This is a genomic window from Trinickia soli (assembly GCF_002879855.1).
GTDB classification, from domain to species: Bacteria; Pseudomonadota; Gammaproteobacteria; order Burkholderiales; family Burkholderiaceae; genus Trinickia; species Trinickia soli.
The window spans coordinates 34924-47920 of the sequence record NZ_PNYB01000010.1; the positions used below are offsets into that span (position 1 = coordinate 34924).

The 12997-nt window shown below is 62.1% G+C and carries 10 protein-coding genes and 1 pseudogene; 6 read left to right on the forward strand and 5 right to left on the reverse strand.

What is annotated here, in order from left to right:
- The first annotated feature begins 134 nt into the window (after nt 1-134).
- Both betB and betA read left to right on the forward strand, forming a co-directional pair.
- Nucleotides 135-1613: a betaine-aldehyde dehydrogenase gene (gene betB, locus C0Z19_RS13450; protein WP_102610339.1), complete on the forward strand. Its 1479-nt coding sequence runs from the start codon at nt 135-137 to the stop codon at nt 1611-1613.
- A gap of 17 nt (nt 1614-1630) precedes the next feature.
- Nucleotides 1631-3397: a choline dehydrogenase gene (betA, locus tag C0Z19_RS13455; RefSeq protein WP_102610340.1), complete on the forward strand. Its 1767-nt coding sequence runs from the start codon at nt 1631-1633 to the stop codon at nt 3395-3397.
- Here betA and C0Z19_RS13460 read toward each other — a convergent pair.
- Nucleotides 3326-4075, reverse strand: a complete 750-nt coding sequence (locus C0Z19_RS13460; protein ID WP_102610341.1) for an aspartyl/asparaginyl beta-hydroxylase domain-containing protein — start codon at nt 4073-4075, stop codon at nt 3326-3328. The two genes, betA and C0Z19_RS13460, sit on opposite strands and share 72 nt — an antisense overlap.
- A gap of 107 nt (nt 4076-4182) precedes the next feature.
- Between C0Z19_RS13460 and C0Z19_RS13465 the strand changes: the two are divergent.
- Nucleotides 4183-4563: pseudogene (locus tag C0Z19_RS13465) on the forward strand (MFS transporter); the annotation flags it as partial.
- A 394-nt stretch (nt 4564-4957) separates the two neighbouring features.
- On the forward strand, nt 4958-5266 hold the full coding sequence (locus C0Z19_RS13470; protein WP_102610342.1) for a DUF4148 domain-containing protein: 309 nt from the start codon (nt 4958-4960) through the stop codon (nt 5264-5266).
- A gap of 295 nt (nt 5267-5561) precedes the next feature.
- Here the strand turns inward: C0Z19_RS13470 and C0Z19_RS13475 are convergent, their stop codons facing one another.
- Genes C0Z19_RS13475 through C0Z19_RS13485 form a run of 3 tightly spaced genes read right to left on the reverse strand, consistent with a single transcriptional unit; the run spans nt 5562 to nt 9374 of the window.
- The gene (locus C0Z19_RS13475; protein WP_102610343.1) at nt 5562-7853 is read right to left on the reverse strand and encodes a xanthine dehydrogenase family protein molybdopterin-binding subunit; all 2292 of its coding nucleotides are present in this window, start codon (nt 7851-7853) and stop codon (nt 5562-5564) included.
- 1 nt (nt 7854) lies between these two features.
- Nucleotides 7855-8310 carry a (2Fe-2S)-binding protein gene (locus C0Z19_RS13480; RefSeq protein ID WP_102610344.1) on the reverse strand — a complete coding sequence of 152 codons (456 nt, stop codon included), beginning with the start codon at nt 8308-8310 and terminating at the stop codon, nt 7855-7857.
- Nucleotides 8311-8321: 11 nt separating this feature from the next.
- Nucleotides 8322-9374, reverse strand: a complete 1053-nt coding sequence (locus C0Z19_RS13485) for an NAD(P)-dependent alcohol dehydrogenase (protein WP_102610345.1) — start codon at nt 9372-9374, stop codon at nt 8322-8324.
- 191 nt (nt 9375-9565) lie between these two features.
- Between C0Z19_RS13485 and C0Z19_RS13490 the strand changes: the two genes are divergently transcribed.
- A complete protein-coding gene (locus C0Z19_RS13490) occupies nt 9566-10501 on the forward strand; it encodes an AraC family transcriptional regulator (RefSeq protein WP_102610346.1) in 936 nt (311 codons plus the stop codon).
- Nucleotides 10502-10509: 8 nt separating this feature from the next.
- On the opposite strand, the gene C0Z19_RS13495 is transcribed toward C0Z19_RS13490, so the two are convergent.
- Entirely contained in the window at nt 10510-11499 is a 990-nt protein-coding gene (locus C0Z19_RS13495) for an aldo/keto reductase (protein WP_102610347.1), read from the reverse strand.
- 194 nt (nt 11500-11693) lie between these two features.
- On the opposite strand from C0Z19_RS13495, the gene C0Z19_RS13500 reads away from it, so the two are divergent.
- A complete protein-coding gene (locus tag C0Z19_RS13500) occupies nt 11694-12701 on the forward strand; it encodes a GGDEF domain-containing protein (protein ID WP_102610348.1) in 1008 nt (335 codons plus the stop codon).
- Nucleotides 12702-12997: the final 296 nt, after the last annotated feature.

Sequence of the window (12997 nt, forward strand, 5' to 3'; positions counted from 1 at the left end):
ATCGTACAAAACGCGACACATGCTTGCTAGAACCCGACACAGGCGCCGCAAATCTGTCTCAATCGATTGAACGGCGGACGCAAAACGCCTATCTTGGAAGCCTTCGAAAGACTGACAAGCATCCTGGAGATTTCATGACCCAGTCCTCCGTCTACGGTCCGCAGCGTCTCTACATCGGAGGGGCCTATGTCGACGCCACGTCCGGCGCAAGCTTCGAGACGTGCGACCCCGCCACGGGCGAACGCCTCGCGACGGTCGGGCAAGCGAGCGAGGCCGACGTCGAGCGCGCGGTGGCCTCGGCGCATGAGGGACAACGCGAATGGGCATCGCTGGGCGCCATGGCCCGCTCGCGCATTCTGCGGCGCGCGGTAGAGTTGCTGCGTGCGCGCAACGACGAGCTGGCCGAACTCGAAATGCGCGACACGGGTAAGCCGATCGCCGAAACGCGCGCCGTCGACATCGTGACGGGCGCCGATGTCATCGAATACTATGCCGGCCTCGCGACCACACTCGAGGGGCGTCAGATTCCGCTGCGCGACGGTTCGTTCGTCTATACGCGGCGCGAACCGCTCGGCGTTTGCGCCGGCATCGGCGCATGGAATTACCCGATTCAGATCGCCTGCTGGAAATCGGCGCCCGCGCTCGCCGCAGGCAACGCGATGATTTTCAAGCCCAGCGAAATCACGCCATTGTCGGCGCTCAAACTCGCCGAGATCTACAGCGAGGCCGGCGTGCCGGCTGGCGTCTTCAACGTCGTGCAAGGCAACGGCGCCGTCGGCGCCATGCTCGCCGAACATCCCCGGATCGCGAAGGTGTCGTTTACGGGCGGCGTCGAGACGGGCAAGAAGGTCATGTCGCTCGCCGGTGCGTCGTCGCTGAAGGAAGTGACGATGGAGCTTGGCGGCAAGTCGCCGCTCATCGTGTTCGACGATGCCGATCTCGAACGTGCGGCCGATATCGCGGTCACGGCCAACTTTTTCAGTGCCGGGCAAGTCTGCACGAACGCGACGCGCGTGTTCGTGCAACGCAGCGTGAGCGCAAAATTCGAAGCCCTCGTACTCGAGCGCGTCAAACGCATCCGGGTGGGCAAGCCCTCCGATCCCGACACGAATTTCGGCCCACTCGCAAGCGCCGCTCAACTCGACAAGGTGCTCGGCTATATCGAGAGCGGCAAACAGGAAGGCGCACGGCTGGCGATCGGGGGCGTACGCCTCGCTGAAGGTGGGTTCGCGCGCGGCCAATACGTCATGCCGACCGTATTTGCCGAATGCCGCGACGACATGCGCATCGTTCGCGAGGAAATCTTCGGTCCCGTCATGTGCCTGCTCGAATTCGATGAGGAGAACGAAGCAATTTCACGCGCCAATGCAACGCAATACGGACTGGCGGCCGGGGTCGTGACCGAGAGCCTGTCGCGTGCGCACCGCGTGATACATCGCCTCGAAGCCGGCATCTGCTGGATCAACACCTGGGGCGAATCACCCGCCGAAATGCCGGTGGGCGGCTACAAACAATCGGGCGTCGGCCGAGAGAACGGCATCAGCACGCTCGAGCATTACACGCAAATCAAATCGGTGCAGGTCGAACTCGGCCCTTATCGGCCCGTGTTTTAGCCCAGCGGAGAGCGCTCGTGAGTGCAAACGAATACGACTACATCATCGTCGGCGCAGGGTCGGCCGGCAACGTGCTGGCGACGCGCCTGACCGAGGACGCCGACGTCACCGTCCTGCTGCTCGAAGCCGGCGGTCCCGACTACCGCTTCGATTTCCGCACGCAGATGCCGGCCGCGCTGGCTTATCCGTTGCAGGGCCGACGCTATAACTGGGCGTACGAAACCGAGCCCGAGCCCTACATGAACCATCGCCGCATGGAGTGCGGACGCGGCAAGGGTCTCGGCGGCTCGTCGCTGATCAACGGCATGTGCTACATCCGCGGCAATGCGCTCGATTACGACGGCTGGGCACAGAACAAGGGTCTCGATAACTGGACCTATCTCGACTGCCTGCCCTACTTCAAAAAGGCGGAGACGCGCGATATCGGGGCGAACGCTTATCACGGCGGCGATGGCCCCGTACATGTGACGACGAGCAAACCCGGCAACAATCCGCTGTTCGGCGCGATGGTCGAAGCCGGCGCGCAAGCGGGCTACGCGCGCACCGACGATCTGAACGGCTACCGGCAGGAGGGCTTCGGCCCGATGGACCGCACGGTGACGGCGCAGGGCCGCCGCGCCAGCACGGCGCGCGGTTATCTGGATCAGGCCCGGCAGCGGCCGAACCTGACGATCGTCACGCACGCGCAGGCCGATCAGGTGCTGTTCGCCGGTAAGCGCGCGAACGGCGTGACCTACCTGCATGGCGACACGCCGGTCACCGCGCACGCCCGGCGCGAAGTGCTCGTTTGCTCGGGTGCGATCGCCTCGCCTCAATTGCTGCAACGCTCAGGCGTCGGCCCCGGCGAGTGGCTGCGCGAGGTCGGGGTGCCCATCGTGCTCGACCTGCCCGGCGTCGGCCGCAATTTGCAGGATCACCTCGAGATGTACATGCAGTACGAGTGCAAGGAACCCGTCTCGCTCTACCCTGCGCTCAAGTGGTACAACCAGCCCGCCATCGGATTGGAATGGCTGTTGAAAGGCACCGGCATCGGCGCCAGCAATCAGTTCGAAGCGGGCGGCTTCATCCGTACGCGCGACGACGACCCATGGCCCAACATCCAGTACCACTTCCTGCCGATCGCGATCAACTACAACGGCTCGAATGCGATCGAAATGCATGGCTTTCAGGCGCACATGGGCTCGATGCGCTCGCCAAGCCGCGGCCGGATCAAACTGCGTTCGCGCGACCCGCGCGAGCATCCGAGCATCTTGTTCAATTACATGGCCGACCCGCTCGATTGGCGCGAGTTCCGCGACGGCATTCGGATCACGCGCGAGATCATCGCGCAGCGCGCGCTCGGTCGTTATCGCGGCCGTGAACTGAGCCCGGGCGCGGAGTTGCGCACGGACGCAGAACTCGATGCGTTCGTTCGTGCGCGCGCCGAAACGGCGTACCACCCGTCATGTTCGTGCGCGATGGGCTACGACGAGATGTCGGTCGTCGATGCCGAGGGGCGCGTTCACGGCATCGAGGGCTTGCGCGTCGTGGATGCATCGATCATGCCGCGCATCACGACGGGTAACCTCAATGCGCCGACGATCATGCTCGCCGAGAAAATTGCCGATCGGATTCGGGGGCGCGCCGCGCTCCCACGTGAAAACGTCCCGTACTACGTGGCGAATGGCGCGCCTGCGCGTGACGGCGCGGCCAAGCAGTCCGCGCAAAACCCGCTAAACGGCGACCTTCGTGCCGCGCAGTCGGATGCCGCAGCGCACGAGTACGATAATGCCGCGCGTCAGTAGGCGGAGCACGATCGGCATCCCTGCTCGCCGCACATCGAGCAGGAGCACGATGCGTGTCTGATCGCTCACGTTATTCACCTCGTGCTCGAACGTGTCGTCCCACAGCAGGAACTCGCCTTCCTGCAGCCGATAGGGCTGCCCATCGACCGTAAGCGTCGCCGCGGGCCGCCCCTGCGCGTCGCGTGGCATCGATAGGACGAGGTAGCCGCGCAAGATGCCGCGAAACGGCCCGCGATGCGGGGGAATGTGCTTGCCCGGCGCCAGAAGCGAAAACGAAGCCGACAACACATCGGGTGATTGCGCAACAAGCGCGGCGAGCGTGGGGCAACGCGCCATGTTTGTCTCGAAGCGCACGCCATACGCCTGCATGATGTACATGCGCCAATCGCGCCCGTCGTTCGCCGAGATGTCGGCTTGCTCGCGCATCACCTCGTGAAAGCGCGGAATGCGCGCAACGCTGGCCGCAACATGCAGCGCTTCCGCACGAAGCATCTGCCAGTTCGCAGCGAAACGTTGCGCATCCGGGAAGTAGCGGGCAACGTCCAATACAGCCGGCTCATGCAGGCGTCGATCGTAGAAGCCGCGAATCAACCGTGCGCCACGTTCGTAAAGCCGATTGGTGGCCGTATTCGCACGAATACTTTGCGTTTCAGCAGCCGAGGGTTCACGCGAATGCATGCGAAATTCCCAAATAGCGGCCACGATTGAACGATCAATCCGTGAGCCGCGGTTCGTTATCCGTCCTGTGCGGCTTCTAGTGTAGGACGCGCCGTCAGAGATGGCGCGGTTGTGTCGCGAGCGCCAGCTTCTTCGTTATGGTGGCGGGCGCGGCCGTCGCCGGCTTGCTGGCCGATCGATTCGGTCGACGCCCGGTGTTTCAATGGAGCAGGGTTCTTTGGGGTGTGGCCTCGTATTTGTGCTCGACTGCACACAGCGTCGAGGCGTTGATCGGCTATCGCGTCCTGCTGGGAAGCGGCATGGGAATGGAGTTTCCGGTGGCGCAGGCGCTGCTGTCGGAGTTCGTGCCGACTGCATCGCGCGGGCGTTTGATCGCGCTGATGGACGGATTCTGGCCGCTCGGTTTCATTACCGCGGGCATCGCGACTTATTTAGTACTGCCAGGTTTTGGTTGGCGCAGCGTGTTTGCCTTGCTGGCGATCCAAGCAGGCAGGGTTCGCCGTAGCGAAGTCCATGCTTTATACGGTTTGGATCTCATTGGCCGGCATTCCCGGCTTCCTCTGTGCGGCATGGCTCGTTCGCCCTGGCCGCACTGGCTGTTGCAACGATGGGCATCGAGACGAAAGGCCTCGCGCTCGAAGCACTGGCGCAGCCAGCGGAGCCTGGCCCCGGTGCTCCCGGCTATCCCGCCGTGTTCGACGAGGCGCCGTAAAGATCAGTCAGCCAACCGCGTTCGATTCTTCGATTGTGAACGGATTTGCAACGATGATTTATCAAAATAGGTATTAACCCTAGGACCTCCAATCGCTAGACTGCAGTCATCGGTTCACGCAATGAACACGATGCAACCGCAAGGACAAATAACTTTTGGAGGTAGTAATCATGAAATCGCTCATTCAAGCCGTCGCCATCGCCGCCGCCTTTGCCGCTCCCGTTGCCGCATTCGCACAGTCGGACGCCCCGGTCACGCGCGCCCAGGTCAAAGCCGAGCTCGTGCAATTCGAACAAGCCGGTGGCCGCGTGAATTTCAGCAACGACCCGTACTACCCGACCGACGCTCAAGTCGCACAAGCGCGCGTGATTGCACAAAACGCCGGCAATCAAGCGATCGGCGGTGTGCAAGCCGGTTCGTCGGCTTCGGGCTCGGCTCTGAAGGCCGATAGCGCCAAGTCGCTGTTCTTCGGCATCTGATCGCGCAGCCACCTAGTCAAAAAAGTCGCCCGGCGTGAAGCGCTGCCGGGCGCGCCACACGAATTTCGCTGCATCGAATTGAATTCGGCTTGCTTTCGTTGAGACGACAGCAAGCCGATTTCGTATCGATACCTCCGCCGCCGGTCATCGGTGGTTTCGCCTGGCCCTGTTGCGGCCAGGCGCTTTTTGCGTGTCGGCTTACGGCTGGGCGCCAATACACAACGCTTCACCGGCCATCGCGCCGATTAGCTTCGGCCTTCCAGGCGATGGCCCAAGGCGTCGTAGCAGGCACACATCAGGCGCTTTTCAACTGCTGTGCAACCGGCAATTTGCGCACGCGTTTTCCGGTTGCCGCATAAATTGCATTGGTCACCGCCGGCGCAAGCGCTGCGGTGCCCGGCTCTCCGATACCTCCCGGTGCCTCGGTGCTCGGTACGAGATGCACTTCGATCGCCGGCGTCTCGTTCATTCGCAGCACGCGATAGTCCGTGAAATTCGACTGTTCGACACGACCGTCCTTCAATGTGATTTCACCGAAGAGCACCGCACTGATCCCGAAGACGACACCGCCCTCGATCTGCGCTTCGATTGTTCTCGGATTGACGGCCATGCCGCAATCGACGGCGCAGATGATCCGCTTGACGCTGACCCGCCCTTCGGAATCGACGGCAACGTGCGCCACCATTGAAAGATAGCTGCCGAACGCGTGCATGACCGACACGCCCCGGCCTTCCCCCTTCGGCAGCGATTCGCCCCACCCGGCCGCACTCGCGGCGACATCGAGCACATTCAACGCGCGCGGCGATTTATCGCGCAAGAGCTCGCGCCGATACTGCACGGGATCGATACGCGCCTGCACTGCCAACTCGTCGATGAAGCTCTCGACCACGAACGTGCCGCGCGTGGCGCCGACGCCGCGCCAAAATGCCGTCGGCACCGTACGCGGTTCTTGACGAACATAGTCGACCAGCTGATTCGGAATGGCATAGGGCAAATCGGCCGCGACCTCGACCGCGTCGTCATCGACGCCGTTCTGCACCGCGCCCGGTGCAAAGCGCGAGAGAATCGACGAGCCGACGATACGGTGTTGCCATGCGACGGGCCTGCCCTGCTCGTCGAGTCCCGCCGAAATGCGGTCGTAGTAGTACGGCCGGTACATGTCGTGCTGGATATCTTCCTCGCGTGTCCAAAACACCTTCACCGGCGCATCGACCTGCCGGCCGATTTCGAGCGCTTGCACGATCATGTCGACTTCGAGCCGGCGCCCGAAGCCGCCGCCGATCAAATGGTTATGCAAAGCGATCTTTTCGGGCGGCAGGCCCGTGACCTTCTGCGCGGCTTGCGCGGCGAACTCCGGCACCTGCGTGCCCACCCAGATCTGGCAACCGTCATTCTGCACATGCACCGTGCAGTTCATCGGCTCCATCGTCGCGTGCGCAAGAAACGGTTGCTCGTACGTGGCGTCGATGCGTTGCCTGGCACGCCCAAACGCTTTCGCAACATCGCCTTCCTTGTGCGCCACCGCGCCGTCCTTCTTCGCCGCGGCGGCGAGATCGTCGACGATCTCCTGCGTCGACAGCGTCGCCGCTGCGCCGCCGTCCCACTTCAGATCGAGCGCAGCCGCACCGCTTTTGGCAGCCCATGTGTGGTCGCCCACGACAGCCACCGCGTTCTTCAGTTTGACGACCTGCCGAACCCCGGGCAGCTTCTTCGCATGGGTGTCGTCGACGCTGACCAAGGTGCCGCCCAGCATGGGGCAATGCACGATCGCCGCGTAACGCATGCCGGGCAGATGCGCATCGAAGCCGAAACGCGCCGAGCCGTCCACCTTCTGCGGCGAATCAAGCCGATTCGTGGGCTTGCCCACGAGCTTGAATTCCGATGGGTTCTTGAGCGCGACATTGTCAGGCAGCGGCAGTTTCGCCGCCGTATCGACCAACTGTCCATAGCGAAGGCGACGCCCTGTCGGCGTATGGATCACCTCGCCGTCTTGCGCGCGACAGGTGGCGGCGTCAACCGTCCAGTGCTGCGCAGCGGCCGCCACCAGCAGGGCGCGCGCCGTTGCACCCGCTTTGCGCATCGGCTGCCAGGCGTAGCGGATCGAGGTCGACCCGCCCGTAATCTGCCCGCCGCCTAACAGCGGGTCGCCGTAAAGCTTTGCATTGGGCGGCGCATGATCGAGCGCGACGCTATCGAGCGGTACTTCGAGTTCCTCGGCAATCAACATCGGGATCGACGTATAGACGCCCTGTCCCATCTCGACCTTCGGCATGATCAACGTCACGCCGCCTTGACGATCGATTCGAATAAACGCATTGGGCGCCAACACACCCTCGTGCGGCAACGCCGCGACGTCGCCTATTTCGACGCCTCGGCTCGCTTTGCCGGCTTTCTGCGCAGCCGACGCTGATACGCTGAAGCCCAGCATCAAGCCGCCGCCGATCGCCGCCCCGATTGTCATGCCGTACCTGAGGAACGTGCGGCGCGACATATCGGTGGCCAGCGGTGCGTGACCATGAGCGGCGTCGCCCCCGACTTCGACCTCGGTCGAGCCTGCCTGTCCTACCTGAAGGAGACCTTGCGACATGTCATGCCTCCTTCGCGGCATGCTTGATTGCCGCGCGAATACGGTTGTAAGTGCCGCAACGACAGATGTTGCCCGACATCGCAGTGTCGATATCGGCATCGCTGGGGTTCGGATTCGTCGCGAGCAGCGATGCGGCCGACATCACCTGCCCCGACTGACAGTATCCGCACTGAACGACGTCGAGCGTGCGCCATGCTTCCTGAACCTTGCGGCCGGCCGGCGTTTCGCCGACCGCTTCGATCGTTGTGATTTTTTTGCCGACTACTGCTGCGACCGGCAGGACACATGAACGAACGGCAGCGCCGTCCAGGTGAACCGTGCATGCGCCGCATTGCGCGATGCCACAACCGAACTTGGTGCCCGTCAATCCTACGAGATCACGCAACACCCAAAGCAATGGCATATCGTCGGGCGCATTCACTTCATGGATCGTGCCATTGATCGTCAGCGTCGTCATAAAGGCTCCGGCTATTGTCGCAACGAATTAAGGTCGATAACGAAGCGGTACTTTACATCGCTCTTCAACATTCTGTCGTAAGCCTGATTGATACTTTGCATCGGAATGACTTCGATATCCGACGTAATTCCGTGTTCGCTGCAAAAATTGAGCATTTCTTGTGTTTCCTGAATGCCTCCAATGAGCGAGCCAGCCAAACGACGACGCTTGAAGATCAGGTTGAACACTTGCGGCGACGGGTGATCGTGTTCGGGCGCGCCGACGAGCGTCATCGTCGCATCGCGCTTGAGCAATTCGATAAACGGATTGAGATCGTGCTGCGCCGCGACCGTATTGAGAATGAAATCGAAGCTATTCACATGCGCCTGCATTTGGGCCGGATCTTTGGAAATCACGACTTCATGCGCGCCGAGGCGCTTTGCATCTTCGATTTTCGATGGCGACGTCGTAAACAAAACGACATGTGCACCCATTGCGCGTGCAAGCTTCACGCCCATATGCCCGAGGCCGCCCAAGCCGACGATGCCGACTTTCTTGCCCGGGCCGGCGCCCCATTGGCGCAGCGGCGAGTAGGTCGTAACGCCCGCGCACAACAGCGGCGCGGCGCCCGCGGGATCGAGGTTGGCCGGCACGCTGAGCACGAAGGCTTCATCGACGACGACGCTCGTCGAGTAGCCGCCGTACGTGGTTTCGCCGCTCACCCGATCGACGCCGTTGTAGGTGCCGACGAAGCCGTTCTCGCAGTACTGCTCCAACCCTTCGGCGCAACTTGCGCAAGTACGGCATGAATCGACGAGGCAACCGACGCCCACGAGATCGCCGCTTTGATAGCGCGTGACCGCGGGTCCAACCTGCGTCACCCGACCGACGATTTCGTGACCGGGCACGACGGGATAGGTCGTATTGCGCCACTCGTTGCGAGCCTGATGCAAATCCGAATGACAAACGCCACAAAACAGCACCTCGATCTGCACATCGTTGTCGCGCAAATCGCGTCGTTGAATGTCGAACGGAGCGAGAGGAGAATCGGCGTCCTTGGCTGCGTAGCCGTGGGTCGTATACATGGATGGTCACTCCTGCAAAAATGCGGCTCTCGGATGTGGAGCTTCGCAGGAGCACATGGTAGGAAGCGGCGCGATCCTACGGAATGCCTGAAACTATCGAACGTTTGCCTGTTTCTCTCGGCAGCGAGCGCGCAAGGCGAATCGGCGCTATATTTTGAGCCCGATTCTCCTGAACGGTGCGTTTCACGGCCATGTCCGCCCCCACTTCGGCTACTTCGTTCGTCAGTCCCGCGCAAGTGCGCATGGTCGAGTTGCTCGCGACGCTCGCCCCTGCCGAGGGCTTCACCCATTCATCGCTCGACGGCGTGAAATTCATGCGAACGAACGTGTCGACGCCGCGCGTGCCCGTCATGTACGAACCGTGCATCGTGATCGTCGCGCAGGGACGCAAGCGTGGGTTTTTAGGCAGCCAGGCGTTTGTGTACGATGCGCAGCACTATCTCGTGCTGTCGGTCCCGCTACCGTTCGAGTGTGAAACGGAAGCGTCGCCCGACGAGCCGATGCTCGCGATTTCGATCCGGATCGACCTCGGCGTGATTGCCGAGATCCTGATGGCGCTCAACGATACGCGCGGGCCGATGGATAGCGAGCCGCGCGCGGTCTATGCGACGCCGCTCGATCGCACGCTGAGCGATGCCGTGCTGCGGCTTCTCGAATCGCTCGCCTCGCCTCACGACGCGCGCATTCTCGGCCCCTCGATCGTGCGCGAGATCTGCTACCGGGTGCTGACGGGTTCGCAAGGCGATATGATTCGCGCCGCCTTGACCCAACAAAATCATTTCGGTCGAATTGCAAAAGCATTACGTCGCATCCACTCCGATTTCGCCGATAGCCTCGACGTGCCGATGCTCGCGCGCGAGGCCGGCATGAGCCTCGCTGTGTTCCATGCGCAGTTCAAAGCGGTGACCGAGACTTCGCCGATGCAGTACGTGAAGACGACGCGGCTTCATCACGCGCGTTTGCTGATGGTTCAAAACGGGCTCAATGTCAGCGCGGCGGCGACGCGCGTTGGCTACGAGAGCGCGTCGCAATTCAGCCGCGAATTCAAGCGATTTTTCGGTGTAAGCCCGATCGACGACGTCAGGCGCTTGCGTGACGGTGACGGTGGGCAGGCGGGCCGCAGGTAGCGAAGCGCCTACCTCGGCGCATCCCCGAACCGATACTCGTGCGTGAGTTCGTCGAGTTTCGTCTTCAGCTGCGGGTCGAGTGAAAGGTCGACCGCGGCCAGCGTGTCGCTCAACTGCTCCGGCCGGCTCGCACCGAGAATTGCCGACGTCACGGTATTGTTCGCCAGCACCCAGGCGACAGCGATGGTCGGAAGCGACATGCCGGCATCGGCCGCCAACTTCTTCAGCGCTTCGATCGTGTCGAACTCGCGCTCGTGCCAATAGCGCGCCTGGTACATCGCACCTGCCGTGCCGACCGTGAAGCGTCCTTCGGGCGGAGGCGCATCGCGCCGATGCTTGCCGCTCAACAGACCGCCCGCGAGCGGGTTATAAGGAATGACGGCCAGACCTTCTTCGTCGGCGAGCGGCAGCAGTTCTCGTTCGATCTGACGAAACAGCAGGTTGTAGCGCGGCTGGACCGACACGAAGCGAGACAGGCGCAGTGCATCCGCCCGCCCCAACGCCCGCGCGAGCCGATAAGCGAGAAAGTTCGAGACGCCGATATAACGGGCGCGGCCGGAACGAACGATGACGTCGAGCGCTTCCAGCGTTTCGTCGAGCGGCGTGTCGCGATCATCGGAATGCAGCTGATAGAGGTCGACGTAATCCGTGTCGAGCCGTTTCAGCGACGCGTCAATGGCGTCGAGCAAGTGCTTGCGCGATGCGCCTTGATCCCAAGGGGACGGCCCCATTTTGCCGACGGCCTTCGTCGCGAGCACGAAACGCTCGCGCTTCCCCTTGAGCCAACGCCCGACGATCTCCTCGGTGCGCCCCACCCGCTCTTCGCCGCCGCCGAGTGGATAGACGTTGGCCGTGTCGAAAAACGTCACGCCGGCATCGGCCGCCGTGTCCATGATGCGTACTGACGTGGCCTCGTCGATTTGAAACCCGAACGTCATTGTCCCGAGGCAAACCCGCGATACCTGAAGCCCCGTCCCCCCGAACCTGCGGTAGTCCATACGTTTCTCCGAAAGCGCGCCGCCGCGCGCGGCAAAAGGAGAAGGATAACGCTACTTCGAGTCGGACGACGCGGGCAATCGCGCTAATCGGGCGCAAAATGCCACCCTATTCGGTCAATCGGCATGTGCGGTTCGGACGTATTCTCCACGTGCCGCAACGGACCCCTCGCGCCTGCCGCCATACATGGATCGATATGCAAACGCCTGCTTTCCCGTCGAATGAAGCCGCACGCATTGCGATGCTCCGCTCTCTCGAGATCCTCGATACCGCTCCCGACGAGCGCTTCGATCGGTTGACGCGGTTGGCCAGGCATCTGTTCGACGTTCCCGTCGCGGTGGTCTCGCTCGTCGACGCCGACCGGCAATGGTTCAAATCCTGTTCCGGTCTTGCCGTGAAGCAGACCGCGCGCGATGTTTCGTTCTGCGGCCATGCGATCCACGGCGACGAAGTGTTCGTCGTCGAAGATGCGCTCGAGGATCCGCGGTTCTTCGACAACCCGCTGGTGACAGGGGAGCCGCGCGTCCGTTTTTACGCCGGGTTTCCGTTGACGTTGCAGGGCAACCTGCGAATCGGCTCCTTTTGTATCGTCGACGCGAAGCCGCGCAAGCTCGATGAGGCGCAGCTTGCGATGTTGCGCGATCTGGGCCGGATCGCCGAACGCGAACTCGAGGCGCTGCGACTCGCGGCGACCGACGATCTGACCGGCCTGTTCAACCGGCGCGGTTTCGAAGCGATGGGGTTGAAGATGCTGCGGCTGTGCAAGCGAGCGCAGTCGCGCGCGTCATTGCTTTTCTTCGATTTGAACGGTTTCAAACAAATCAACGACACTTACGGGCACCTCGAAGGCGATCGCGCGATCGCCGGATTCGCGAACGTGCTGCGCGCGTCGATGCGCGATACCGACGTGCTCGCGCGGCTGGGCGGAGATGAGTTCGTCGCGCTGGTGGTCGATGTCGAGGCCGGGTCGGAAGGGCAGATCATCGAGCGCGTGCAACGGGGCGTGGCACGCTACAACCGGGAGGAACAACGAGGCTACGAGTTGAAGTTCAGCGTCGGGCTCGCGCCTTACGACACATCGGAAGAGCCGTCCGTCGCGCATTTGATCGAAGTCGCGGACCACGCGATGTATGCGAACAAGCGCGCGGGACAAGCCGCGCGTGCGTTGGATGTGCAGCTTGCGCACGAGGATGCCTGCCAGTAATTTTTTGCTTCCCCTGCTGCACGCAAGCCAACGCAAAAAAATCAAAGAAAATCCGTTTTAACACCTGCAGTCATTTTTTCACCCCATTAATTAAAACTGGAATCAATTACTCGGATTCATTCCGCTCGCTACATAGAACCTACAAATAATCGTAGCGCGAAACGGATTGCCGAAAATTCGCAATAAAACTCTTGAAAGGAAGTTGACACGCGATAGCGTGCGCACCTAATCTCTCTGCATCGTCGTCCAGCCGCTCAGGCTGCTTCGTTCGCGACGTGCTCCTCTTCGTCCGCGGC